Origin of the sequence: Pseudoalteromonas sp. BDTF-M6 (assembly GCF_018334135.1) — a bacterium.
Classification (GTDB): Bacteria; Pseudomonadota; Gammaproteobacteria; order Enterobacterales; family Alteromonadaceae; genus Pseudoalteromonas.
The window spans coordinates 83,562-109,944 of the sequence record NZ_JAGXTQ010000003.1; the positions used below are offsets into that span (position 1 = coordinate 83,562).

At 49.4% G+C, this 26,383-nt stretch carries 24 protein-coding genes; 7 read left to right on the top strand and 17 right to left on the bottom strand.

Translation table 11 applies throughout. The annotated features are described in order from the left end of the window. The first annotated feature begins 57 nt into the window (after positions 1 to 57). A complete protein-coding gene (locus tag KD147_RS17000) occupies positions 58 to 1,059 on the top strand; it encodes a proprotein convertase P-domain-containing protein (RefSeq protein ID WP_212547405.1) in 1,002 nt (333 codons plus the stop codon). Here KD147_RS17000 and KD147_RS07555 read toward each other — a convergent pair. From KD147_RS07555 to KD147_RS07610, 12 genes are all read right to left on the bottom strand, one after another. Beyond that, a complete protein-coding gene (locus KD147_RS07555) occupies positions 1,048 to 4,221 on the bottom strand; it encodes an HD domain-containing phosphohydrolase (protein ID WP_212547406.1) in 3,174 nt (1,057 codons plus the stop codon). The genes KD147_RS17000 and KD147_RS07555 overlap by 12 nt on opposite strands. A 79-nt stretch (positions 4,222 to 4,300) precedes the next feature. Further along, positions 4,301 to 5,116, bottom strand: a complete 816-nt coding sequence (locus tag KD147_RS07560; RefSeq protein ID WP_212547407.1) for a substrate-binding periplasmic protein — start codon at positions 5,114 to 5,116, stop codon at positions 4,301 to 4,303. A 181-nt stretch (positions 5,117 to 5,297) separates the two neighbouring features. Continuing rightward, on the bottom strand, positions 5,298 to 6,407 hold the full coding sequence (gene asd / locus KD147_RS07565) for an aspartate-semialdehyde dehydrogenase (RefSeq protein ID WP_212547408.1): 1,110 nt from the start codon (positions 6,405 to 6,407) through the stop codon (positions 5,298 to 5,300). Between the two features lie 219 nt (positions 6,408 to 6,626). Beyond that, the gene (locus tag KD147_RS07570; RefSeq protein ID WP_212547409.1) at positions 6,627 to 9,350 is read right to left on the bottom strand and encodes a TonB-dependent receptor domain-containing protein; all 2,724 of its coding nucleotides are present in this window, start codon (positions 9,348 to 9,350) and stop codon (positions 6,627 to 6,629) included. Between the two features lie 75 nt (positions 9,351 to 9,425). Continuing rightward, positions 9,426 to 11,033, bottom strand: coding sequence for a beta-helix domain-containing protein (locus tag KD147_RS07575; protein ID WP_249319075.1), 1,608 nt, complete (start codon positions 11,031 to 11,033; stop codon positions 9,426 to 9,428). Between the two features lie 252 nt (positions 11,034 to 11,285). Next, positions 11,286 to 12,599, bottom strand: coding sequence for a tetratricopeptide repeat protein (locus KD147_RS07580; RefSeq protein ID WP_212547410.1), 1,314 nt, complete (start codon positions 12,597 to 12,599; stop codon positions 11,286 to 11,288). A 46-nt stretch (positions 12,600 to 12,645) separates the two neighbouring features. Beyond that, positions 12,646 to 13,251 (bottom strand): energy transducer TonB, encoded by a 606-nt coding sequence (locus KD147_RS07585; RefSeq protein WP_105188932.1) that lies wholly within the window; start codon positions 13,249 to 13,251, stop codon positions 12,646 to 12,648. Between the two features lie 10 nt (positions 13,252 to 13,261). Beyond that, positions 13,262 to 13,672, bottom strand: a complete 411-nt coding sequence (locus KD147_RS07590; RefSeq protein WP_105214017.1) for an ExbD/TolR family protein — start codon at positions 13,670 to 13,672, stop codon at positions 13,262 to 13,264. 48 nt (positions 13,673 to 13,720) lie between these two features. Then, positions 13,721 to 14,248, bottom strand: a complete 528-nt coding sequence (locus KD147_RS07595; RefSeq protein ID WP_105188934.1) for a MotA/TolQ/ExbB proton channel family protein — start codon at positions 14,246 to 14,248, stop codon at positions 13,721 to 13,723. 3 nt (positions 14,249 to 14,251) lie between these two features. Beyond that, complete coding sequence (locus KD147_RS07600) at positions 14,252 to 15,571, bottom strand: MotA/TolQ/ExbB proton channel family protein (RefSeq protein ID WP_502710223.1); 1,320 nt, start codon at positions 15,569 to 15,571, stop codon at positions 14,252 to 14,254. Between the two features lie 61 nt (positions 15,572 to 15,632). Beyond that, positions 15,633 to 16,388, bottom strand: coding sequence for a DUF3450 domain-containing protein (locus tag KD147_RS07605; RefSeq protein WP_212547412.1), 756 nt, complete (start codon positions 16,386 to 16,388; stop codon positions 15,633 to 15,635). 258 nt (positions 16,389 to 16,646) lie between these two features. Continuing rightward, positions 16,647 to 17,039 carry a DUF3592 domain-containing protein gene (locus KD147_RS07610; protein ID WP_249319077.1) on the bottom strand — a complete coding sequence of 131 codons (393 nt, stop codon included), beginning with the start codon at positions 17,037 to 17,039 and terminating at the stop codon, positions 16,647 to 16,649. 271 nt (positions 17,040 to 17,310) lie between these two features. On the opposite strand from KD147_RS07610, the gene KD147_RS07615 reads away from it, so the two are divergent. Further along, positions 17,311 to 18,231, top strand: coding sequence for a hypothetical protein (locus tag KD147_RS07615; protein WP_212547413.1), 921 nt, complete (start codon positions 17,311 to 17,313; stop codon positions 18,229 to 18,231). A gap of 254 nt (positions 18,232 to 18,485) precedes the next feature. Here the strand turns inward: KD147_RS07615 and KD147_RS07620 are convergent, their stop codons facing one another. Then, a complete protein-coding gene (locus KD147_RS07620) occupies positions 18,486 to 19,757 on the bottom strand; it encodes a sugar MFS transporter (protein ID WP_349304677.1) in 1,272 nt (423 codons plus the stop codon). 235 nt (positions 19,758 to 19,992) lie between these two features. On the opposite strand from KD147_RS07620, the gene KD147_RS07625 reads away from it, so the two are divergent. Then, positions 19,993 to 20,442 carry a hypothetical protein gene (locus KD147_RS07625; protein ID WP_249319079.1) on the top strand — a complete coding sequence of 150 codons (450 nt, stop codon included), beginning with the start codon at positions 19,993 to 19,995 and terminating at the stop codon, positions 20,440 to 20,442. A gap of 72 nt (positions 20,443 to 20,514) precedes the next feature. Here KD147_RS07625 and KD147_RS07630 read toward each other — a convergent pair whose 3' ends face one another. The 3 genes from KD147_RS07630 to KD147_RS07640 form a co-directional block, all read right to left on the bottom strand. After that, a complete protein-coding gene (locus tag KD147_RS07630; protein ID WP_212547414.1) occupies positions 20,515 to 21,012 on the bottom strand; it encodes a YcgN family cysteine cluster protein in 498 nt (165 codons plus the stop codon). A gap of 48 nt (positions 21,013 to 21,060) precedes the next feature. After that, positions 21,061 to 22,050, bottom strand: a complete 990-nt coding sequence (locus tag KD147_RS07635; protein WP_249319118.1) for a lytic murein transglycosylase — start codon at positions 22,048 to 22,050, stop codon at positions 21,061 to 21,063. Positions 22,051 to 22,141: 91 nt separating this feature from the next. Continuing rightward, the gene (locus KD147_RS07640) at positions 22,142 to 22,423 is read right to left on the bottom strand and encodes a YcgL domain-containing protein (protein WP_212547415.1); all 282 of its coding nucleotides are present in this window, start codon (positions 22,421 to 22,423) and stop codon (positions 22,142 to 22,144) included. Positions 22,424 to 22,604: 181 nt separating this feature from the next. Here KD147_RS07640 and minC point away from each other — a divergent pair, with 181 nt between their 5' ends. The 3 genes from minC to minE are packed head-to-tail and all read left to right on the top strand — an operon-like array spanning position 22,605 to position 24,389. Continuing rightward, the gene (gene minC, locus KD147_RS07645; RefSeq protein ID WP_212547416.1) at positions 22,605 to 23,312 is read left to right on the top strand and encodes a septum site-determining protein MinC; all 708 of its coding nucleotides are present in this window, start codon (positions 22,605 to 22,607) and stop codon (positions 23,310 to 23,312) included. Positions 23,313 to 23,317: 5 nt separating this feature from the next. Then, positions 23,318 to 24,127 (top strand): septum site-determining protein MinD, encoded by an 810-nt coding sequence (minD, locus tag KD147_RS07650; protein WP_105188941.1) that lies wholly within the window; start codon positions 23,318 to 23,320, stop codon positions 24,125 to 24,127. A gap of 1 nt (position 24,128) precedes the next feature. Further along, positions 24,129 to 24,389 carry a cell division topological specificity factor MinE gene (gene minE, locus KD147_RS07655; RefSeq protein WP_212547417.1) on the top strand — a complete coding sequence of 87 codons (261 nt, stop codon included), beginning with the start codon at positions 24,129 to 24,131 and terminating at the stop codon, positions 24,387 to 24,389. An 83-nt stretch (positions 24,390 to 24,472) separates the two neighbouring features. Here minE and KD147_RS07660 read toward each other — a convergent pair whose 3' ends face one another. Continuing rightward, on the bottom strand, positions 24,473 to 25,648 hold the full coding sequence (locus tag KD147_RS07660; protein WP_349304678.1) for a tetratricopeptide repeat protein: 1,176 nt from the start codon (positions 25,646 to 25,648) through the stop codon (positions 24,473 to 24,475). Between the two features lie 252 nt (positions 25,649 to 25,900). On the opposite strand from KD147_RS07660, the gene KD147_RS07665 reads away from it, so the two are divergent. After that, a complete protein-coding gene (locus KD147_RS07665; protein WP_212547418.1) occupies positions 25,901 to 26,380 on the top strand; it encodes an acyloxyacyl hydrolase in 480 nt (159 codons plus the stop codon). Positions 26,381 to 26,383: the final 3 nt, after the last annotated feature.

The following is a 26,383-nucleotide window of genomic DNA, read 5'->3' on the forward strand; positions in this document are numbered from 1 at the left end:
AAATCAACAAGAGAAAATAGGGATGGTTATTAATGTTCGAAAACCCGGAGCTTTATTGTGGCTAATCTTTCAACCCTGATCCGCTATCCACTGATAGCAACCGCAACCCTAGCCTGTTTGCTGGCAAGCGACGCTGACGTTAATGCAGCACACAATATGGATATGAATGACAGCTATGCGCTGCACACCACAGGCTCGTCAATCGGCTCACAATGGCAACTTAGCAACCCACTTTTTCCGAACAACCCGCTGCGTTTCGCATCGCGTACCCAACTGCCTTATGCGGCCAAAAGCATAGATACCTTGGTTGGCGAGAGCATTTCAGGTGGTACACCGACATCAGCCAACAAAGAACCTAAATTAGACCCACAATTCAATTTGCATTGCGCCAGCTCGGTACTCACCATCAACGCCGGCGAGACCGCCACATTCAACTGTAACAGCCGTATCGTCGATGGCTTTAGCGGCACATTGCGACTCTCTCTCGCTTCTTCGTTACCCGGGGCAAAACTGTCGCACCGCGAAATCAACGCCGGCATGCCTTTTACCCTGGAAGTGCCAACCAAAAACAAAACTCAGTGGGGTGATTATGTCTTTACCCTCACCGCCCACAAGGATAGCCAGCTAAAACAACAGGCCGTAACCTTAAAGATTCTGCCCCCGGGCGTACAAACCTACAGCTTTAACAATGCGAGCGAGATGACCATAGTCGATAATGGTGCCACCGCTCAAGAGAGCGAGATTTTTGTGCCGCATCATCTAAGCACCTTCTCTTTAGAAGTGGAGCTGACCGTTCGCCATAGCTGGCGCAGCGATCTTTCCATCCAACTGGTATCACCCAGTGGCAACCTACATACCCTGCATAACCGCGATGGTGGTTCGGGTAATGACATTAATCAGCACTACCAAATAGAGACCTTTAACGGCGAAAGCGCCTACGGGGCCTGGAAGCTTCGTATAATCGATAAGGCGCCGGGCAATATTGGCGAACTGCGCCATTGGTCAATGCACCTAGGTGGGTTTAGCAACCGCCACCATGCCCAGCGCTCATTGCGCTAGGTAATCGTTAATATCTATCTCATCAATTTGCTCGGCCAGCAAAAATTGCTTGGCGTAGTCCAGGTAGACGCCCTCGGTTAAGAACAAATTAAACAGATGGCGGTCAATATGATCATCGGCAACCATAAAGGTCATGATTTTCAGCGCCTGAGACAGGGTTTTTGCCTCTTTGTAGGGCCTGTCGTTGGCCGTTAATGCCTCGAAGATATCGGCAATGGCCATTATTTTTGCCGGCAGTGACATTTGCTCAGCCCGCAACCCCCTTGGATACCCCTTGCCATCGAGTTTCTCATGATGACCCCCTGCATACTCCGGCACCCGGGCCAGATCCTGGGGTAATGGCAGTGTCTCGAGCATGCGTATAGTGGTAGTAATGTGCTCATTGATAATGTATCTGTCCTCATCGGTTAAGGTACCGCGAGTGATACTCAAGTTAGTGAGCTCGCCGAGGTTTTGCTTGTTTTCAGGCACCTTCATATTAAAGCCAAAGCCCTTATCGCGGGCGGCGATATCGCGTTGGCGTTTATAAATGTGCTCCGGTTTATTGCCTAGCACGGCTTCAAAGCCCGGGGTAAAGGGGGCAAAGTCTTCCATATGGCGCTGCTCCGCCGGCGACAATCCCACTCTATCGCTCAGCGTGCGATACCAGGTGCGCTCGCTGATACGGTGCAAACGGGCGATATCTTCCTCGGCCATGGCCTCGCCGCCAATATTGCAGTGGGCGATAAACTCGAAGTCGTCAATGATATCCGCGCGCTGCTGTTGCCAGCTAGATAGCAGCTGCTCTTTATCTTCGGGGCAATGTTGCAAGCGCTCCAAGTACTCAATTTCTGCATCGCGTAACAGCACCTCGAAACGCATACGTACTTCATGAATGCGGTTATAGATACACTCCAGCTTTGAGCCCTTATCAACGATGTGCTCAGGCGTGGTGATCTTGCCGCAGTCATGAAGCCAGGCCGCCACTTCAAATTCGCGCCATTGTTCCTCGGAGCGAAAACGAAAGTCGGCGAATACCTCGGTTTGGCTTTCATGGGCGTGGCGCGCGAGCATCAAGGCCAACTCCGGCACTCGGGCACAATGACCGCCGGTATAAGGGGATTTTTCATCGATGGCTTGGGCGATCAGCTGAATAAAAGAGTCCAGCAGCTCTTTTTGCCCCGCCTCGAAGTCGCAAATGGACTCGGACATATTGACCAGAGATTTCGACAGCTGGTGGATTTCCTCTATATGTGAGGAGACGTAATGCACCTCGTTATAATTGCGGTGACTGATCTTTTGGTTTTCTTCAATTAATCGTTGAATCGGGCTGGCCATAGAGCGGGCCAATTGGGTGATCAACAAAAGTACCAAACCCAAGACCGCCAGGGTCACAATAATGGCATCGCGCACGTATTTGTTAAGCTGAGCAAACGCCTCCTGCTCGCTGACCAAAAAGGCCAAATATTCTCGGCTGTCTTCGTTGATAAGGCCGGCAATGGCGGTCACGTAAATCAGATAGTCTTCGCCATCCAGGGTAATGCTATGCAACTTATTATGGCTGTTGGCATCTTTAGCCAGGGTTAAAATCTTCGGCGACGGCACCTGAGTAAGCGCTTTAGAGCCCCGCATACCCTGCCCTTCGAAACGCAGCCACTTGCGCTCTAAAGCATTCAGCAGTTGCGGCTCGAGCGCATTTTGGGCGCGGTCGATAAGGGGAATAAGCGTTGCTATATCCTTGCGCACAAAATGATGAAGACCAAACTCGGTTCGGCCCTTAAAGTCTTCTACCTCGGCGCTGCGGTGCAAGGTATCGATAAAAAAGTACTTTTCTATGTATTGCAACACCACCTTGAGGTCGAATACCGCGTCGACCTCATCCCGCTCTAAGGCGCGCATCGCCGCGAGGGTATCATCGTATTCGATAAACTCCGCCTGCGGCAGTTGCTGGCGCAAAAAGCGAGTTATGGCATAACCTTTTTGCGCGGCAATGCGCTTGGTTGCCAAGGCCGAGAGTTGCGGCGTCGCTGCCAAGGCAGGATCATCGGTGGCAAACACCACTTCGGGCGCATAATAAGGCCCGGCAAAGGCACCAAACTGCTGGCGCTGTTCGGTCTTCATCAGTCCCAGCAGCATATCAATTTGCCCCTGCTGTAGCTGTGTAATTAGCTCCGGAAAGCTATAGCCGTTGATCAGTTGCAGCTCAAGACCGAGCATGGCGGCGATCAGCTGCATATGTTCCAGACCATATCCGCGCGGTTGCCCTGACAGGTTATATTCAAACGGCGGATAGTCGTCCATCACCCCGACTCTGAGCGTGCCTATGCTATCCATTACAGCCAGCTCGTCGACCGACAGGGGTATCTTTTCACTCGGGGTAATAACCGGCTCTTCGCTGCCAAGACGCTGCGCTCGCAGTACCCCATTGCCATCGAACATATAGGCCTGCGCGCCCTGTTGGTAACCGTCAATGGCCATATATTGCGCCAACGAGGATAAAATAATGGTAGTGCCAAATACATCCCCTTGCTCACTTCTAATCGAGTAACTGCTGCCCGGCTGACCGACAAAGCTAAACATGTAGGGTGGCATTTTATGCACGGATTGGCTGCCCGCCTCCTTAAACCAAGGCCGAGCCGTGGCATTATATTGAGTGCTCTGAACCTCACTGTGGCGGATACTCAGGTCGCTGTTAAGATAGCTAATGGTTTGCTCGCGCCCTGCGGCTGCGTCTGTCACCCGTAACAACACCCAGCGATCACTTGGGGCCGCTCCCCACACCTGACGCAGACCCAGGGCCGACTCTAAGTTGGACAGCTCGAGATAATCGCCGTTGGCAAAACCAATAAACAGGGAAAAGACCTTGGGATTGCCCTCTAAAAGGGAACTCAATGCCAGCAATTGCTGTTTTGACGGTACCTCGGCGCTAAGCTGACGATCGCCGAAACTGTGCTTAAGTGTTCGGGCGAGACTAATGGCGCTGCGCTCTTGCATCAGTGCTTGCTCACTGCTGCTTGCGGCTATGGCCTGAAATTTCTCCTGGGCGCTGCTTTTGGCCAGATTATTACTGAATACAAACTGCAGCCCAATGGCCACCAAGGCGGTGAAGGCGCAGGCCAAGACAAACGAGGTGATCAGGGTGACACGTATGGTAAAGCGTGTTCTTTTTGGTATGACGTCCATGAGTTAAGCATTCCGCGCAGTTTCTAAAGTGCTAGGTAAAGCTTAATACATATTTGAATTTTTACTTTAAAATCATAACCTACTGAGCATCGACGGGGTTATTTTTGGGCGTTTCAGCTGGCTCCTCGGTACCATGGTATTTAGCTATGATCTGATCAAGCGCCCCGCTCGATTGCAACTGACTAAGTAGCCTGTTGGTGTACATCATATTGATTTTACCGTTATCGGTGCGCGGAAAACGAAACTGATAGGGGGTGCTATGTACCCTGAAGTTTGACTTGACTAGGTTACTCGTCAATTGCGGATGCTTAGCGGCCAAATAATCAAACACCCGCTCGGCCATCACCACTGCGTGAACGCCACTTTGCTCGGTGTTTTGCAGTGCTTTAATCATATTCAAGTCACTGTAAAAATTCTTCCTGGTTAACAGCGCCTTGGCAAACAAGGGGTCTAAACTTGGATACACATATTCATAGCGCCCTGCTACCACCAGCGGTTGCGGCTCGGTGTGCGAGAACGCCACAAAGTCATCCAGGCTGGAATAATCGCCGCCATCCGCACGCAAAATTAACACATCATGGATCTGGGCAATGGGCTGACTCCAGTAATAGTTATCACCGTCTTTACACCAGTTTTGCGAGTCAAAAAGAAAATCCAGTTGCCCCTCGGCAAGCAGTTTTAAGGAATGGCGGGCATAGGGAGCGGCCACATAGGCGTGATCGCTGGTTCGGTTTAGTGCCTTAAGCATATCGGGGATAATGCCCTGCGTGGGTTCACCGGTAATGCTAAAAGGCGGAAAATGATCCGGATAAGCGCCCTTGAGTTCATGGGCAAAACTGGTGTGAGTGGCCAGTACCACCAGCGACAAAAGCAGCGCTCTTAATACCTTAGTCATCCTTTCCTTCTTGCCTTCGAGAAAGCGCATCAATTTACCAGTCATAGACAGAGTATATCCCTATGTATCAGACTGTTACCTAGATTTATGCTAGGCGAGAATGGGGCGATTGTCCACCGCCATCGGGCATTATAAGGCACTAAAAAAGCGGCGCATAGGCCGCTTTTCGGGATTCATTGGGTTATCCGCAGATGATCCGCAACATGCGGCGCAGCGGCTCGGCGGCGCCCCACAAGAGTTGGTCGCCCACGGTAAAGGCGCCGATGTACTTGGCCCCCATGCTCAATTTACGAATACGGCCAACGGGGATACGCAGGGTTCCCGCCACATTCACCGGCGTGAGCTCCTTGCTCGAAGCCTCTCTGTCATTGGCTATCACCTCAACCCAGTCGTTATGAGCGCCAAGGATCTCTTCAATCTCGCTTACGCTGATATCTTCGCGTAACTTGATGGTTAGCGCCTGAGCATGGCAACGCATCATGCCGACACGCACACATAAACCATCGACGGGAATAGGCTGTTTGCTGGAGCCGAGGATTTTATTGGCTTCAACCTCGGCTTTCCATTCTTCCTTGCTTTGCCCCGACGGCATGGGTACATCAATCCAGGGGATCAAGCTGCCAGCCAGCGGCACACCGAACTGGTCGCAGGCCAAGGAGCCGTCTTGCATTTTAGTCGCCACTTTTTTATCTATATCGAGAATAGCGGCACTTGGGTCTTGCACCTGGTCGGCCACCACATCATGGAGTTGCCCCATTTGCACCAGCAACTCTTTCATGTTGCGGGCACCGGCACCGGAGGCCGCCTGGTAGGTCATGGGGCTGACCCATTCGATCAAATCGCGTTCAAATAATCCGCCCAGGGCTAATAACATTAAGGAAACGGTGCAGTTACCGCCGACAAAGGTTTTAACGCCCTGCTCCAGGCCTTGCTCGATAACATCCTTATTTACCGGGTCGAGCACAATAATGCTTTCATCGCTCATGCGCAGTGCTGAAGCAGCATCGATCCAATAGCCCTGCCAACCCTTATCACGCAGGCTTTGGTACACTTCATGGGTGTAGTCGCCACCCTGACAGGTCAATATGATGTCCATTTGCGCCAGCGCTTCAAGATCATAGGCACTTTGCAATGGCTTAGGGGTACCGGCAATGTCCGGTCCCAACTGGCCAGTTTGCGAGGTGGTAAAAAAGGTCACGTCAATATGCGCAAAGTCCTGCTCTTGTTGCATGCGCTCAAGCAGTACGGAGCCAACCATACCGCGCCAGCCGACTAGGCCTACTTTTTTCATTACTTTTTCCTTTTGAAAAATAAGTTCAACATATTGCGTGAGTCCCCTAAGTGTATACCTAGGTATGGGCTGACAATAACACTGCTTGGCGCTTTACTCTAGTGGCAGGACTACAACTTAAATTTATTTCATATATTGGGTGGGTTTTTATGCCTGTGACAAGGCTTGGGGCATAAAAAAACCCAGCAACTGCTGGGTTTTTAATTTAGGTGCTAAGGGTTAGAATTCGTAAGCGAAGTCTAAGCTAAACTCCATCGGTTTTTCACTTTCGCGGATCAGCACATCGTTTTGTTCCACTTCAAAGTCTTGTCCAAGCATGTTCTTGGCTTTAAACGTCACCGTGGTGTTAAACGTTGGGTAGTAGCTGTATACCAAATCGAGCGAGTGCATTGGCTGCTCATAAGCATCATCAAAGTTATTCACGCCTGCGGCGAGAATACGGTCACCGAATACGTTGTAAATCAGTGATGCTTGATGCATGCCGTTGTGCGAGTCATAGTTTAACTGCAAGTTAGCAACATACTCAGAGTGACCCGTCATGCGGCGCTTAAGATTAGTCAAGTCGCCACGTTGTGATTCCAAGATTTCTACTTCTGAATCACTCACCGTCAGGTTACCCGAGGTAAAGAAGGCACCGCCGAGCAGATCACTGTGCAATTCGGATAACCACTCCGCCTCAATACCATAAACATAGGCGTTATCTGCATTATCAAATTGCAGCGTGAAACGGCCATCGCTTTCGGTCAATAAAGCCTCAATCGGCTTATCTATATCCTTATAGAAGGCACCCACAGAGTAGTTATCGCCATTGTCCATGTAGAATTCAACACGGGCATCGAAGTTGTCCAAGTGGCTCGACTTCAAGAACGGATTACCTAATGTACGATAATCGGTTAATGGGTCCTGGAACTGTACCGGACTCAGTTCACGCAAGTCTGGACGAACTACGGTACGACCATAACCAAAGCGCAGTTGGTAACCCTCTTGACTGTAAGTCATAGACAGTGACGAGAAGTACTCGTCTTCCATCACGGTTGCCTGCTCAATGGCTTCAGCACTTAGCTTGTCTTCAAGTAGGGCTGGGTCAAACGCCGAGCGTGAGAACGCCAACGCCACTTGACGGAAGTCTTCATAGCGTACACCGCCACTTAAACGCCAGTCTTCGGCGAACGTTAGATCGAATGAGCCATAGTAAGCATCAATCATCTGCGCCGCGAGGTAATCGTCTGCGGTTGGTTCTTGGAACAGCAACTCGACTTCGGTGTTGTCAACTACGCTGTCATCCTTGAAAAAGCTACCGATTGACAGTGCTTCTTCTTCCGATTGCGCCAACTCTAACGACTGAGTTTGACCAAAACGGTAATTAAAGAAATCGGTACGATAATCACGGGTTTTCTCGATGAAGTAACCGCCACCAGCCAACTCCAGGTTGCCGCCTTCAAAGTAGAATGCCTTATTGACATTCACACCCCAGTTCTCAACCTTGTCTTCTAAATCGACAAAGCGATACAGATAAGGGTTACCACCCAGACTGCCGTTATAGAAGGTACGCTTGTACTGACCATTTTCATACTCATCACGAACCGTCACTTCCAGCTCCCCCGGGATTTCCGTGGTTGCTTCTGAGTCGGTGTATTGCCAATCAATGCCAATACCCGATAAAAAGCCCCAATCCAGGTTATGCATTCCGCGCAGTTGAAGAATATCGAGTTCACGCTCTTCAAACGAGGTGAGATGGCTACGCTGCAGCTGACCATCGGCAATGCTCAAAGACTTAGACGGCTCCTGGTACAGTGATACCGAGGCTTCGTCTTCGCTATCGCGTAGCTTCATGTAGGTCGCGGTAAGATCGTGACCGTCAAGCTTATAACCAAGGTTCACCGAGGTATTCAACTTAACATTATGCTTGGTTGATACTTTTTTATCCGAGGCCGAGTAACAAGTGAAATCGTCTTGTGAACATGTAAATTCTGACGCATCGACAGAAGACAGTACCGCACTGAATTGCTCTGAGTTAGACCATTCGTTTTCGTAAGCAACCGAGGTTAAAAACCCGAATGAACCGCCCAAACCGAACAGGTCATCGAAGCGGTCGCCATAGACGGCCTTCACATCGAAGTCCGGATCCAGGCTTTCTTCTTCCAGGCCAAAATCACGAGGCAGGGCTTTAGTTAATTGCTTATTGATTGCAATGGCAGCGTCCTGGCCAATATCGGAACCCAGACGTTGTGACTCGATTTCGCGAATATTACGAATAGAGATATCCGACAAACCGTTCACATAAGTATTAAGTGCATCTTTAACCAAGGTCGGCATGGCACGTGTACCGTCATCGGTACCTAACCAATCATCATCACCGCCGCTGTAGGTGTAGCCCTCATCGTTGGTGTCCTTATAGGCTGCACCAATTTCGAATTTAAACACCATATCGCTGGGGATACTCTTGGTGCGGATATTTACGTCACCACCACCAAAGGCGGCCGGCATATTCGGTGAATAGGCCTTTTGCACCGCCAGTGATTCGATAATGCTCGATGGGAAGATATCCAAAGGGATAACGTTACGGGTCAAGTCTGGACTTGGTACCGTTGCGCCATTTAAGCGTACACTTGAATAACGCTCACCCAGACCACGTACGTAAATAAACTTATCATTTACCAGAGACAGGCCGGTTACACGGCGTAGCGCCGATGCCGCATCGCTGTCGCCGGTACGGGAGATTTGCTCTGAGCCCATGATATCGGCAACGAATGCCTGATTTTTACGCTCCTCAATTACCGCACTGGCGCTCCCTTTCAAGCGTGTCCCAGTGGCCACAACTTCCTCGATGGCATCTTCATTAATCACATCTTCTGCATCTGCTGCGTAAGAGGAAAAAGAAGAGAAAAGCGAGAGCATGGATAAAGTAATTAAGTTCGCTTTAAACTGCTTATATTGTTTCATAATTTCATCCTCTAAACCGGAAATTCCTTGAACAAAGGCGCCGAAGCGCCTTTTTTACATCAGAACTGGTCTAGATTAGTTATCAGCACGGGCAAGTGATGCAGCTACGAACTGAGCCCACTCGCTAGTTTCGCCTTCTTGAAGCGCACCAACATAACCAGCGTTAGTGAAGAAAGAATTTACAGCGCTCATGTCTTTTGCAGTTACGGCTACTACGTTACCATCGGCATCAGTCATTGACGTTTTAGTAGATACGCCATCGGCACCAACTACGTTCGCGAAATCAGCAAAACCGATAAGCTGGTTGTTTTCGCCAGACGTGAACCATGTCTGAGCATCAAAGCCAGCTAGGTCACCTGTTAGCGCAGTGTTCACAGTTTCAAAGTTCTTGCCACAGGCAAATACCGAGCTCATGAAAGCAATATCGCCATTGTTTGCATTGGCGTGTACGCCCGCTGCACCTGATAGGTCTTTTTCGTTGTACAGGTCAAAACAGCCAGCGCCATCTACAGAAGAAGAGTTAACGAACAGCATGTTAGCCAGTTGCGCTTTACCCCATTCTTTCATTTCCATGCCGGCGCCAGTACGACGACCTTCAGCACCCTGGTCACCAGTAGTAACCACGGTAGCGTTAGAAATGATTGGGTTAGAAACGGTTGTTACCAGGTTTTGACCGTCTGTTGATAGCGGGTCAACTTTAGCGCCATCTGTTTCAAAACCGTGGTTACCGTATTGGTTAGAACGTACCAGGATAAACTGACCGTTACCTTTCCAGCCTTCATCCCAGTCGATACCGTCATCGCCAGTTTCTGTAACAACGATGTGCTTAAGATCAACGCTACCACCGAATAGTTCGATACCATCGTCAAAACCATTGTGTACGTGTACGTAGTCGATTGTTGTACCAGAACCTACCGCGTTAAGTGTTAGGCCGTTTAGCTCGTCACCTTCAACACCGAAACCGGCGTATTTGATAACGATGTGCTTAAGTACACCGCTGTTATCCGCTGGATCGTTACCGCCATAGTATGAAACGATACCTTCAGCTGAGTGGTTACACATGTCTTGTGCTGCTGCATCTGCAGAACAACGGATAGAATGGCCACGACCATTGATCTGTACACCACCCCAGTCACCAATCTGAGCCGTAGTCGTGTCATCACCATCTACTTCTTTAATGCTGGTGAAGATGATTGGCTTGTCTATTTCACCAATTGCTTCGATGTTGGCGCCACGAGCGATACGAATAAAGCTTTCAGGCTTAGTAAAGGCAATGGTTGCACCCGCTTCAATCGTTAGCGTTGGGCCGTCACCATCGATAACAGCACCCGTTGATGTATCAACGTCATCACCGATAAATAGTGCACCTTCGAAAATATGAGCACCGTTGTCATCTAAAGCAGGAATTACAAATGAACTTGTGATTTCTTTAGCGTTGCTAGCGAAGGCCTGGCTGTATACACAGTTTACACCTTCTGCTTCACCGGTGAATTCGGCACCGTCCAGGGTATAGCTGGCACAGTTTAGCGTTTCACCAGTACCGCCATTACCAGAATTGTCTATTGAATTGTCTACACTGTTATCAACGTTGGTTGGGGTAATATTCACATCGCCACCACAAGCAGCAAGTGTTACAGCAGAAGCCACAAGGCTGACTTTGAAAAAGTCTGAAAGTTTCATCATAAACTCCGTAGTTCAAAAATTTTATATTGTTAGCGCAGTTATTTAGCTGACGGTTAAGATACGGAAGGTTTATGACACTCGGGTGACATAATTTTAAAGAAACAGTGACAATGTAAATATTTTATAAGTTATTGTAAAAAAGAAAAAAGCCACCCTGAGGCGGCTTTGGTGTTGCGATTATATGTCAATAAAACGTTATTTTTTATTCTAAAATTTATAAAGAATAATGAAATAACCAAGCCAATTTATAGATTATAAAAGCGCTTGTTTTAATGTCTCTGCGTGTAACTTCTCGTTCTTCACGTATTTGATCCATTGTTGGGCTAAACGCTCCGAGCGCTTGTGCTTTTCAGCCTGTTCGAATGCCAAAATTGAAGCATCGAAGTTTTGCATGTTAAATTGCGCCATACCCAGTGCCACATAGGCGTTCGACTCAAAGTCCAGTCCACCCTTATCCAGCGCCTCACGGGCGGCATCGGCTGCCTCGGAGAACTGCTCAAGGTTGATATACACCTCGGCCAGGCGCTGGTCATAAATGCCAGATTGCTCAGCCGATGCGGCTTTCTCAAAGAAGCCGATGGCCTTACGCTCTTCCTTCGCCTGCACATAGGCTTCGGCGATAAAGGCATTGTTTTTAACATTGTCTTCGATGATGCCTTTGGCCTGGGCTTGTTTCATTACCTTGGCGGCCTTATAAGGCAAGCCGTTAAACATATAGATTTGCGCTAGGTTACGAAGGTCGCCCCTGGTTTTAAGATAACCCTGCTGATATGCGGCTTCTATGGTGTCCAGCTGGTCTTTTTCGCGCCCTACTTCGCCGTACATACCACTGAGTTGTACCCAGTATTCCGGCTTGTTATAGAGAGCGATCATCTTTTCAAGTACGCTGACCACCATTTCCGGCTGCTGCATCGAGTAATACAGGGCGCGTTGCAAGACCAGCCAGTTTTCTTTCGGGGTTTTGCCGTCTTTTTCGGCCAGTGTAATGGCGGTATTGATGGCACTCAGGGCTTCGTCATACTTGTTCATCTGGTAGAAGGCCTGAGACTTAAGCACATAATAGCTGTCCGGCTTGGGCTTGGTATTGACCTTATCCCATCTATTCAGATAGGCAACCGAGCCCTGATAGTCTTCATTGGCCATAGACAACTGCGCCAACGAGAACAAGGTGCTCAACTGCAACGACTCGGGAATGGCGTCTTCGGCGACCACCTGCTCAAACGCTTTAATGGCTTCGGGCAAACGGTTTTCGTTGTAATAGATAAAGCCGTAGAAGTTATACATCATGGCTTTTTCATAGGCGTTCATGCTTGATGAGCGCTCTTTAACCGAGTCCAGTGCTGCCAGGCCGCCGGCCACATCGCCGTCATCGGCCATTTTTTGCGCGCGCGCCAGTTGGCTATACACCTTATCGCGCAGCGCCGGTACGCGCTTGGTTTTAGGCTCGCCTTGCTCGGCATGGGCAGAGGCCAAGGCCACACCCGGGATCATGCTGGCCATGCTCGGCAGCACTAAGGTCGCCGATGTTAAGCCGGCAAAAAGAAACAGTGAGTTCAACGTGTTCATAGTAAACCTCTAAAATCGCAACCTGTGCCCCGCAGGGCACAGTTTATTAACCATTAATCTCGAAGCTGATGCGGTTTTGTACGCCGCCAACTTCCACCGCTTCGCCATTGACGATGCGCGGCTTGTATTTAAATTTCAGCGCGGCATCCATGGCGGCACGGTCAAAGATTGACTCGGGCTCGGCCTTGAGCACCTTGGGGTCACGCACCGTGCCCTGCTTGGTCACGGTAAATTCAACGATCACATAACCTTCGATACCACGGGATAAGGCACGACGCGGATACACGGGCGACACCTTAACGATCGGCAGGTATTCACCGTCGCTGCTTTCCAGTGCCAAACCATTACCCAGGTCAACATCGGCGCTGATATCGGCACTAAAGTCGAAGTTGGCATTGCTGGCATTGGCATCGCTGCTTTGTGTTTGCGGTGACTCCAACGGCGGCGGTGGCTCTTTGGGTGTCGGTGGCTTTTGCGGCTTACGCTCTTTCTTCTCCACCGTTTCTTCTTGCTTTAAGCGCACGAAGTCAAGCACGTTGCCTTTGGCCGGTTCGGTCATCGCACCTTCACCGCCGTTGATCAGCGCCTGCATGCCCAAAAACAGCATAAAGGTCACGACCGCGGCGATAATTAAAGCGATTAAATAACGCATCTATCGCTCCTTAGGCTTCTTGCGCGGCGATGGATACATCAAACACACCGGCGGCGCGGGCGGCGTCCATTACCTTGATCAAGGTGTCCGTGGTGGCCTTCTTATCGGCCTGGATCACCACACTGCCCTGTGGGTTTTCCGCTTTTAGGCGCTCGATATTGGCCTGCACCGCACGTACGTCTACCTGGCGCTTGTTGATCCAAATTTCGCCTTCATCGGAAATGGCCACCAATATGCTGGCACGTTCCTTCTTCACCGCGGTGGCGGCTTCAGGGCGGTTTACATCGATACCCGCTTCTTTAACGAAGGAGGCGGTAACGATAAAGAAGATAAGCATGATGAAGACCACGTCGAGCATGGGCGTCATGTTGATTTCTTCGGCTTCTTCTTCTTGAAAAATTTTACCTAATGGGGCTCTCATTTTACTCTCCTTGCCTGCGCCAAAGCGCAGGCAGATAATCATCGCAACTTAGTGGTCCAGGACCATCTTGTCTTCTAACAATTCGACTTCTCGTTTGGCGCGGCGCTGTAAAAAGGTCGAGGCAAATACCCCGGATAGCGCGCCAACCATGCCAGCCATGGTGGGGATGGTCGCTTTGGACACCCCCGAGGCCATGGAGCGAGCACTGCCGGTGCCAGTAACCGCCATGACATCGAATACCTCGATCATGCCGGTAACCGTACCTAACAAACCAAGCAGTGGACACAAGGCCACCATCACGTTGATCAAAGCAAGGTTGGTGTTTAGTTTCATCCCAGCTCTTGAGATCATCGCTTGGCGAATTTGCTCGGCATTCCAGCTATTGCGCTCCGGACGGTTGTACCAATCGGACCGCACCGATTTTTTGTACTTCACATAACCACCGAAGAAGTACATAAAGCGCTCAAGTATTAGCAACCACATGGCGAAGATGAGGATGCCGATGACCAGGAGAACCTGGCCACCTGTGTCGAGAAAATCACGAATTGCATTGATCCAATCAATCAATAGCACCATGATTTACGCTCCTTTTTCGCTGCGCTCAGCAATCAGGCCGGCACTTTGCTCTTGTAGAATCAACATCAGGTTCTTAGAGCGCGTATTCAGTAGCGTGTATAGGAATACCGTTGGGATGGCCACAACCAGACCCAATACCGTAGTTACCAGGGCTTGCGAGATACCGCCGGCCATGAGTTTAGGGTCACCGGTACCAAACAAGGTGATGGCCTGGAAGGTGTTGATCATACCGGTTACCGTACCCAGTAGACCCAGCAGTGGGGCAACCACAGAGATGATCTTAATGAGCGTCAGGTTACGAGTGATCTTCGGCATTTCACGCAAAATGGCTTCCGATAGCTTCAGCTCTAATGTGTCGTGGGCAACATCGGGATATTGATCTTTGACCTTCATCACACGGCCAAGCGGGTTGTCATCACGAGCTACGCTGTCTTTAAGCTGACGACGGATTTTGCCACCGATAAGCATCAGTGAGATAAAGCGCTCAAGGGCGATGATCAGTGCCAAGGCACCTACCGCAAGGATCACATAACCGACCGTGCCACCTTGATGTACACGCTCTTCGGTATCAGGGGCTTGTACCAATAGGCCCAGGATAGAACCACCTGTTGGGTCAAGGGCGAACTGCACAAAACCGTCTTTTGCCTGCTGTAGCTCGGCGGCACTTGAGGTGTAACGGGCAACCGGCTGACGCGTTAGCTCAGACAAGGTGTTGGTTACATTGTTGTATTCAAGGTATTTGCCATCGGCAACCAGGTTAAAGGCACCGACACGCATTACTTCTTTGTTCTCTTTGGCGCCACCGGCGACGATCACTTCGGTGTTAAAGCGTGATACCTTGCCCTGTTCTGTCATTTCGCGCTGTAGTTCGAACCACACTTGCTCTATGTCTTCGATAGAAGCAAGTTTAGAGGTTGAGCCCATTTGCTGCGCCAGCTCGTCCATAAACACATCACGACCTTGCAGCTCGGCAGAAACCACAGAAGTAGCAAACTTGTTCGAGCTGTCACCGGCTACCTGTTGCAGCACACCGAATAGCTCTTTTAGTGTACCCATGCGGTTTTGCAGGGTATCGCTTAGCTGTGCCAGTTTCACTTCATTGTCTTCAAACGCGGTCTCTAAACGCTCAGACTCTTGTAGTTTGGCGTTACGTGTTTGCTCGGCGCTGCGCAACATTTGTAGTTGCTCGCTTTGACGGGCCAGGAAGGCCTTTTCACGCTCTTGGTTTTCTTGAGACTGAGCAATCTTGCCCTGCTGTAGGGTCTTCAATAATGCGTCTAGGTCCATGGCATCATTGGCCATCGCCGCGTGCGACATTGCCATAGTGGCCACTAATGCGGCGCTTTGGGTAAATTTTTTCACTAATTTCATCGTCAATACCTTCTTATTCCGCAGCTTGAACAGGCAGGGTTAACATGTCTGGGGCTAACTGCTTACGAGCAATGCGTAAGCCTTTGCTGATTTGGCTAATGCTTGAGTCCGGCAGGTTAACAAAGGCTTTTTGCTCTTTGTCCCAGGCACCGGCTTGTTTGCCATCGCGGGTAAGGTAAATAAGCTCAAGACGACCGATGCGTAGGAAGTCCACTTCGCGCTCGGTGCCATTGACATCCAATAAACTGGTGTAGGCTTCGATCGTACGGCCATAGTCCACTTCCACCTGGTAGGCTTCCAGGACACGACGGAATTTTTCGCTCGATGTGACATCGGCGCGATCCATCATTTCGCTCAACTTGGCAATGCGCTCACTACGTTCTTGTGTAAGGAAAGGCACGTCCAGAGCAACAAACTGCTCAAGGCCTTCGATCATGCGCAGCATCAGCGGCGTGATTTGACGCTCAATCACCGATACCTGATCCATAGAGGCATTGATATTGGCCATTTCTTCGACCTGATTGGCCACTTGCTTGGTTAGCTGAGCGTTGTACACGCTAAGGCCATCGATCTCTTTATTGAGTGCCTTGAACTTTTGCAAACGGGTTTGCATATTGTCGGCAATCGTGTCTATTTTTGTTTGAGATTGCGTGGCTATTTGGTTGATCTCACCACTTTTTTGTTTAACTGTCTGAAGTTCATTGGCCATTAACTGTGAGCTGCTCGCAGCCACCAGTGAAGCCAATATCAGGGGTTTAACGCCTTTCATCGCATACACCTTATTTTGAGCTTAATGCTGTACCGGATTTCCGGCACGAATGTAAGATGGGCGAAAGTCTAGAGAACAAAAGTGACAGCCGTGTTGCGCAAATAATACACTTTAGTTACAAATGTCATACAAATGTCTTATACGAATTTGTAATGGTAGGACGGGGGCGCTATTTCCGTATGGGGGACAACTTCTGGCGTCGTCAGGCGCTGAGCGGCGGAAGTGGATTAAGGCGCTATACTGAGGCGGCGGCTGTGCTTAACCACCGAGTCCAAAATATAAGGCAGGAGCCGAAAGGCCAACAAAGATAAGACCTAGCAGGTAGCCATGCCCCTTGGCCAGGCGGCCATTGGCTTCATCCCCCCGTTGGTATAACACCTCGGCCTTATGCCCCACGGGGATCATTTTGCTGTTAAATGACGCTTTTGAGATAACCACAAAACGCTGGCCATTGACTGAATACTCAAAATGCGGCCGATATTGCATGCGTTTGTGTCCATCCGATTTCTTGCTGAGATACTCATCATAGGCAATTATTTTGCCCTGTGTTTTAAGCGCAATTTTATTAAAACGGTAGTAGTCGAAGAGGATATACGCACCAACGGCAGCAAAGATAAGACCGCCAAATAATGGCACCGGATTAATATTCATCACCTTTTCCCTTTATTATCACGATCAAATTTATATCATTATTTTACAAGCATATGAATTAGAAAGGATAACTAGTTATTTTATAATTTAGTATCGTTACAGTGATTTGCACCCTACTCTCCTAGCCACTATATTCTCTGAGGCTTAACTCAGCCCTAGTGCTGAATCATCTTAAGACGTATACACATAATCGACGTATTTCTTTATGAGCAGCATTTTAGCTGTTGCGCCTTTGTTCGTTGTTAAAGAAACAATTTCTAAAGGACATGCAATGAATAAATTAACTATGGTGAGTGCCGCGCTCTGTCTCGCAATGGGAACTTCAGTCTACGCCGCTCCTGGAGGCGGTGAGCAAGGTAGCACCAATGGACAACCCTTTAAAACCATCAACGAGCGCATCGATATTCTTGAAATGGAGTTAGGCGATGCCATCGCCCTTATTAACAACCGCCTCGACCTCATAGAGCAGGAGCAGTTGGAACAGAACGCACGAATCGATTTTCTAATGACCGCACTGACCGCATTGGAAATGCGCGTAACCACCAATGAAAATCATATTGCCACCTTAACGGCGATTCAAGATTTGCAGGGTCAGTTGATCGATGCCCTGAGAACAGATCTGACGGCATTAGAAATACGCGTAGCGCAAAATGAAAACGATATCGCCGCCTTGGTCCTTGCGGATGCGGCCATGCAGGCGCTGATCACGGCCATCCAAGGAGAGATAGTCACCATCAATGCCCGTATCGATGCTAATGATACGGATATCTCCGCGCTACAGCAGCGCGCCAGTGAATTAGAGCAACAATTGCTTATAGTTAGTGCCGAGCTGCAAACAAAACAGGCTCGGGTCACAGGCATTTGCGAGCCAGGCTCCTCAATACGTGAGATCTTCGAAAACGGCGATGTAACCTGTGAACCCACCAATGGTGCTGGCGTTACGGCCCTGAACACCTACCGCAGTAGCGGTGTCATCGAGACCAGTAACAACCTCCGCAGTGTAACCGACGATAGATATTGCCTCAGCGGTGACCGTGTTGTCGGCGGCGGACATTTATTGGCTGGAGGGCAAGGCAGCGTGCTCGCTAGCTACCCAATTAGCGACGGCGGATGGCGTATCACCGGGGACTTTAATTCCGCAGGCAAGCGCACCCTGACGACCTATGCCCTGTGTGTTGGTGCTAGCCAATAATACGATTTACCCAGAGCGCAACTTTAAGGCGCTGCTATGACATGCTCATGCCGATACCAAAGTAGCGGCATTTTAATTCGGACTTTCCGGGTACCCTTAACCCCAGAATCTGGAACGTTCCAAATCACTATTGCCCCATCGGCTTATGAATACGTATTCACAACCGGGCACAAAAAAGCCGACAAGTGCTTAATCTTGTCGGCCTTTGATATCGCAGCGGCATTCACTATAGTGTGCCGCCAGGAGCAAAAAAGTTAACTGTCTATTCTCTTGCGCCACTGACCGAGTAGCTTCGGCAGGCTCATGGCGTACCAGGCGATAAATACATAACATACCAGGGGTACGTAGAAGCTGGTTTGCAGGCCTATGGTATCGGCCATATAACCTTGCAGTAGGGGCACCAAAGCACCGCCGACTATGGCCAGACACAACCAACCCGAGCCACGGCTGGTTAACGAGCTCAGTGAGTCGATAGCCAGGGTAAAGATGGTCGGGAACATAATTGAGTTAAACAAACCAATGGCCAGCACAGACCACATGGCCAATTTGCCGCTGCTGTTAATACTGATCACCAATAACAAAATGGTGGCGCAGGCGTTAAATAGCAGCGCCTTATTGGCGGCCACTTTTTGCAATACCGCCGAGCCGACAAAGCGCCCGACCATGGCACCGCCCCAGTAATAGGCAATCAGGTGCGCTGCTTCATGCTCTTGCAGTCCGGCAATGTGCGCCTCACCGAAATAGTTCACCAAAAAGCTGCCTATGGCAACCTCGCCACCGACATAACAAAAGATAGCCAGTACACCGAATACCAAGTGTGGCGCCTCGGTCAATGAATGAGCCTTGGCTTTGCAGTCATGCTCTTCGCTGTGTGATTCGATACTAGGTAACTTAAGCACCGCAAAGACCACAGCAATAGTTAACAATGCAGCGGCCAGCATAAGGTAAGGCACCTTAACACTATCGGCGGTGGCGGCTTCAGCAGCCAGTGCGGCGCTGCCGCCAAAGAGTAGGAACTTACCGACGATGGGGCCAACCGTGGTGCCCAGCGAGTTCAATGCTTGTGCCAGATTTAAGCGACTGGGGGCGGTTTTTGCCGGACCTAAGGCGGCAACATAAGGATTCGCAGAAACCTGTAAAATGGTCACACCTGAGGCCAACACAAACAAGGCGCCTAAAAACAACCAGTATTCATGCACCGCCACCGCAGGGTAAAACAGCAAGCAGCCGGTTGAGGCTATTAACAAACCACTGACCACGCCATTCTTATAGCCAAAACGCTTTACCAGATAACCGGCTGGCAGGGACATAATAAAATAGGCACCAAAGAAGCAAAACTGGATCAGCATGGCCTCGGTGTAACTGAGCTCAAATACCGCTTTAAGACGCGGGATAAGAAGATCATTTAGAACTGTAATAAAACCCCATAGGAAAAACAGGGTGGTCATGGCTGCAAGCGGCAAAGTGTAGTTACTGTTTTTTTCTGTCGCTGCAACGTAAGCCTGATTGTTGTTTATCTCACTCACGAATCATTCTCCGTCTACTTGTTGATTTTGATTCTACACAGCAATTTAACAAGGTCACAAAAAAATAAATGGAACGTTCCAATTCTGAAGTGCAGGACTTGCATCCTGTTTTAACCCTGAGGCGTAGCCGAGCCCAAATATGTCAGCGGCTAAAAAACAAGCAATTACAGCCGTGCCACCTATACTTGAAAGCGTTTGTTTGCACTAATGCAACAAACAGCACAGGAGACATGATATGAACAGATATGCCTTATTATTAAGCGCCATGCTTACCTTTGCGGCTAGCAATGTAAACGCTGAACTCGAAGTCTATAATGATTACGATCTGGGCACATCGATTCTTGAGGTCACCACAGTCAAAGTTGATCCCAATATGGGCGATCTTTACTTAGAAGGGCTGCGTGACACCTGGGTCAAAGCAGTAAAAATGCAAAAAGAGCTTGGATACATTAAAGATTGGAAGATTTACGCCAGTGATTTACCCATCAGCGGCGATTTTAATTTGGTGTTAGTGGTGTGGTTTGAAAATGCCGCCGACCTGGAACCCAACAAGGAAAAGTACCAGGCCTTTATGAAGAAATGGGGTGAGGAAAACCAAGAGAACTCCCGCAAAATTTCCAAAGAGTACCCCAAAATCAGATCGCTGACCGGTCAATACCGCATGCGTGAAGTCATTATGAAGTAGGCTGGCATATTCTTGCATGTGAAGGCCTGCTCCAGCAGGCCGCTTTTCTAAAAAGCCGTTTAACTCTCGGCCTTAATCGCAATCAAAGGTTGGCCAATCGGCGATATGATCTTCAAACTCCTCTAAAGGAACATCCGAGTCCTTCACCGTTTTGTTACGGACGCTTATCCCCGCCGCATGCATTTTCGACTTTTTGCCCTTGTTTAAAAGCGGATGCCAGCTGGCCAGTCCCCGTCCCTCTTGCAGGCGACGGTAGCTACAGCTTTTAGGCATAAAAAAGATGTCGGCGATATTGTCCTTGGTCAGCTTAACGCACGAAGGCACTAAGGTTTGACGCTGCTCGTATTGGCTGCAGCTACAGCTTTTATTATCCAAATATTGGCAGACGATATTGGTAAAGATCAGCTCTTCGCCAGGGCGCAGCTGATCCGTGGGGTTAAAGTCATCTTCATCTTCACTGTCGATAAAGGTGTTCAAACAACACTTACCACAACCATCACAAATGGCTTCCCATTCCTCGTCGCTCATCTGCGCCAGAGTTTTAGTCTGCCAAAATTTATCATCAACCATAAAAAACGCCCCATTTAATCGGGGCGTAGTATAACAAAGTCCAACGTCTTAGTTAATGGCCGGATAGCCGATGCGATCCGATAAATAACCCACGCTGGTGGCAAAGTAATATGAACGGTTCCAGTTCATCAGCGCCTTGTAATTGTCATAGGCCAGATACATGCGACCCTTGATGTCATCGGGCATCACTAGGGCGGCGGTAATGTCACGCTGGGGTAAATCCGTGCCATCCATGCGTCTTAGCCCCAACTGCTGCCACTGACTGAGCGAGCGCTCAGAGTCCGACCAATGCTCCAGCCATTGTTTGTGAGTACGGGTACCGCGCTGCAGCACGGCTTGAGTATCGAAATTATCTGGTAGTTTGACCTGGCGCCCCCAGGTCAGCTCGTCATTCCAGCCCACGCTCTTTAGATAGTTGGCGATAGAGGCAAAGGCATCTTCCTTCGTGGTCCAGATATCCTTGCGGCCATCGCCGTTATAGTCAACCGCATAGGCATTGAAGGAGGTCGGCATAAACTGGGTTTGACCCATGGCACCGGCCCAGGAGCCCTTGAAGTGTTCCAGGTCGATATGCCCTTCCTTAAGAATATCCAGTGCCGCCCAGAGCTGGCGCTTATACAGGGCTTCACGGCGCCCATCGTAGGCCAAAGTCACCAAGCTGGAAATTACAGGGTGACCACCTTGGATACGACCAAAGTTACTCTCCAAACCCCATAAGGCAACGATAAAGCGTGCCTGAACACCATACTCCTTGGCTACTTTTTCCAGGGTGTCCTGATGCTTCTTATAGAGCTCGCGGGCCCGATCAATTTTCCACTGGGGTACACGCTTGGGTAAATAGGTCTCTAAGGTTTCTTTTACTTCAGGCTGATTTTTATCGGCGCTGATCACCTTAGGCTTAAATTTAATGGTGGCAAATGCCTTATCCAGCAATTGCGGGCTGTAGCCTTTTTCCAGGGCCTCGCCTTTTAACTTGGTAACATAAGCATCGAAGGCGACCTGTTGCTCTTGGACACTTTTTATCTGCGAGTTTGCCAGAGTGGGATAGGATAGCGTCGCCGCCACGGCTAGGCTTAAGCTAGACAGGGTTGCGGGTTTAAAGGCGCTGGCTAAATACTTGCTGATTTTTTTAATCACGCTCTACTCCATTTTGCTTTCTTAGTTCGTCCAACATGTTTTCGGTTGGCGGGGGTAACTGTAAATAAAACCCCTGCTCACTTAATTGTTCCTTAACCTTAGCAAGATCCGCCAAGGCTAGCTGTGTTTTTGTTGCCAGATTAATCAACATAACAAATTGCGGTGTGCCAAACATGTCCATAAGCGGTTGTGGAACATCGGAAAAATCATCTCTTTTTGGCAAGTAAAGGTAGGTATCTGCTTTTTTCTTACTCTTATATACTGCGCACAGCATGGTTAGGGCCTTTAAGTTGTTGCGAAACACACCTTGACACTATACCATGAGAGCTAAATCATGTGGTAAGTTTAGTGGCCAAAGCTCAACACCAAGGCCTAACCAAAGTCAGCCCCATTGCAAGTTTGTACCGACTTTTCTTGGTGATAATTAATAACAGGCCACACAAGTACGAGCGCTTATGTCGGAACAATTATTCGAATTAAAAGGGAACCTCTTCACTCTGTCGGTGTTACGTCTGCTAACAGCCGATTTGTCCGCATTGAGCGCACAACTCGATGCCAAAATTTCCCAAGCACCTAAATTTTTCGCCGGTGCCCCTATTGTTGTCAATCTAGAAGCGCTTGATGGCGCCGAACTCGACTTTTCTCAACTGCACGCACTGCTAAAGCGTTTAGCCTTTAATCCCGTGGGTGTATGCAGTGGTACGGATGAACAACATCAGCAGGCAAAAGCCGTTGGCTTTTCGGTACTCAATTACGCCAAAGACAACCTGCAGGCCAAAGCGCCAGCCAAGGCTGCGCCAACGACTACACCGGCCGCAGCAGAGCCCGAGCCCACCATGGTTGTTGAAGGCACGGTACGCTCTGGGCAACAAGTGTACGCTAAAGGTCGCGACCTAATTGTCCTGGGCGCAGTCAGTCACGGCGCCGAAGTCATTGCCGATGGCCATATTCATATTTACGGCACCTTGCGTGGTCGCGCCATTGCCGGCGCGCAGGGTGATAAAAACGCCACAATATTCTGTCAAAAGCTCGAGGCCGAACTGGTTTCCGTCAATGGCAGTTATTGGATCAGTGATTCACTGCAAGGTGAACTATGGGGGCAAGCCGCCTGCATTCGCCAACGCCAAGACTCACTTCATATATCAGCTTTGGTTAAAGGATAAAACTCATGGCAAAAATTATTGTCGTTACTTCTGGTAAAGGCGGCGTAGGCAAAACAACCTCTAGCGCTGCGATTGGTACTGGCCTTGCTCTTAAGGGCTTTAAAACGGCGATTATCGATTTCGATATTGGCCTGCGTAACCTGGATTTAATCATGGGCTGTGAGCGCCGTGTGGTTTATGACTTCGTCAACGTTATCAATGGTGAAGCCAATCTTAACCAGGCACTGATCAAGGATAAGCGTGTCGATAAGCTGTATATCCTACCGGCATCGCAAACGCGTGATAAAGACGCGCTAACCAAAGAAGGCGTTGAAAAGGTCCTTAATGAGCTAAAGAACGATTTTGACTTTATCGTGTGTGACTCACCGGCCGGCATTGAAGCCGGTGCCATGATGGCCCTGTACTTCGCCGACGAAGCCATCGTTACCACCAACCCGGAAGTGTCGTCGGTTCGCGACTCGGATCGCATCCTCGGCATTTTGCAGAGCAAATCACGCCGCGCCGAAGAAGGCTTGGAGCCGGTAAAAGAGCACCTGCTCCTGACCCGTTATAACCCAGAGCGTGTACAGCGCGGAGAAATGCTGTCGGTAGAAGACGTTAACGATATTCTTGCCATCGACCTACTGGGCGTTATTCCAGAGTCGCAAGCGGTACTCAATGCATCAAACCAGGGCCAGCCCGTGGTATTGGACAACGAGTCGGATGCCGGCCAAGCTTATCTAGATGCCATTAACCGTCTGCTTGGTGAACAAATTGAGTTCCGCTTTTTGGATGTAGAGAAACGCGGCCTATTCAAACGGATTTTTGGAGGATAATGTGTCTTTACTCGATTATTTTCGTTCAGAAAAGAAAACCAGCGCCTCAATGGCCAAGGAGCGACTGCAGATCATAGTCGCTCACGAACGGTCACAGCGCGGTACACCCGATTACTTGCCGCAACTCAAGCAAGATATTCTTGAGGTGATCCGCAAGTACGTCGCCATCGATGCCGATGCCGTACAGGTGCAGCTGGAGCAAAATGAAGACGATTTAGCGGTATTAGAGCTAAACGTAACGCTACCCGACGAAGAAAGATAATCGTTTTTTTGGGTGCAAAAAAAGGAAGCCAAGGGGCTTCCTTTTTTATTGTGCCGAGTTACACATTCTTGCCATAAGTCGTGTTATTCCGACTGCTCAGCCGCTAATTTCGATTGATATGCCACAAGATGCTGTTGCAAATTATTCTGATGCCACGGCACCATGTTCTTGGATTTCTCAACCGCCGTTGTTTGCAGCGCAATGGCCTTGTCGATTTGTCCGAGCCCGTCGTAGGCTGCGGCCAGATCCGCATAGGCATAAGCGGAATCGGGGTACAGAGCAATCACCTTTTCGTAGATGGCCAGCGCCTCATCGGGATTGCTCTCTAGCTTAGACTTAGCCAGGGCTTTAAGGGAGCCTTGCGCCGAGACCTCAAAGCCGTATTTACGTTTTGACAGGTCTTGGTAATAAGCAATAATGGCGTCAACGCCCTGTTGTGAAATGGCCGAGTCTGGCGTCAGCGGGGTATGATAATCGGCAAATAGCAACTCTATTGCCTCGACGACCGCCAATACGGGACGACTCATATAATGGCGCTTATCATCAAGCTTGGTATGCCAGTCGAGCTCTTTTGGCGCATAGTCGGCAAGTGCTTTAGCAAAGGCTACTGTGTCTTCTCGGTTACCCTGCTCATACCTATGCTGACCCATGGCCAAATACACAAAGCGCATTTTATCCGTAAGTTTAGGCAACTGAGTTTTGGCGCTTGAAGTTATCGCCAAAAAGTCATCCGCCAATGAGGGCGAGGCAATAATATAGGCGTCGAATAACTGTGGACGATTAAGTAAGGCATAGAGGCCAAACGCCCCATTGCCCATAAAGCCGCTAAAAATCCTAAAGTCGTGAGTGCGGTACTTTTTGTCTATTTGCGCCAATACCTGAGTCTCAAGAAATGTCAGCAGCTCAGTATCCCTTGGATCCTCAGCCGTCTTTTCAAACAGGGCGGCATATTCGCCGTGATAGGAAGCGGGCGTTACCACCAGGGTTTCCAGCCACGGCCATTCGCCATTGTGACTGAGCCAATCCTGTAAACCACTAAGGTGAGGCTGGCTGCGCGGGTGTGGGTCAAACAACACCAAGTAACGTTTATCCGCCTCACTGGCGTAGCTGGCCGGTAAGGTAACATTAAAGTCCATCGGCTCTTTAAAGCCCGCATACACGACACTTAGTTTTTCGGTAGGGGTCAAGGTGGCAACATCCAGGGCCCAACTTTGCACCACTACAAATAGTGACATGCTCAACAAAAATAACCTAATCACGTGATATCCCTGCTATTTATAATTTTTTTGATGTTTTAACATACAGTTCCGGGATGACCTAGTCGAGTATTAAATCGGTAACGCATAAGAAAACAGGGAAATGGTCTTAACTATCACGCTGGACAAGTTCGCAAATTGCGACAACACTAAATTAAGGGACGAATCTGGCTAAGGCGGTGTTAGCCAGTATTGAACGCACGGACAAAAAGGACAATTGGTTAGAACCTAATAAATTTTACGGATACCGCTTTGATGAAACGAACTATTCCTTGTGTTGCTGTACTCGCGTTATTTACCTTACCCGTGTTCGCCGCCGATGAAAGCTCGTCGGTGAGTGTTGGTGTTGCCGGTTGGGCCATATTTGATGAATTCGATATATTTGCCATCCATGCCGACTATGAACTTGAGCCCGTGCAGGACTTGTGGGGACTACAACCTCGAGTGCTGGTGATAATTGCCGAGCATGACCAAAAATATTACGGCCTAGGCGCGGCTAAAGCCTTTACCATCAATGATGATTGGAGCTGGGGCATAGCCAGTCATGTGGGTTATGCCCATAACCTGGACTCGCTGGGCTACGACCTTGAATTCTATAGTTATCTATTCACTAAATACAAACTCACCAAGGAACACCGAGTTCGCGCGGAAATAGGCCATATTTCCAATGCCGGGTTTGGCGAAACCAATCCGGGATCGGAGAGCATAGTCATGAGTTACTCGTATCATTTTTAACCG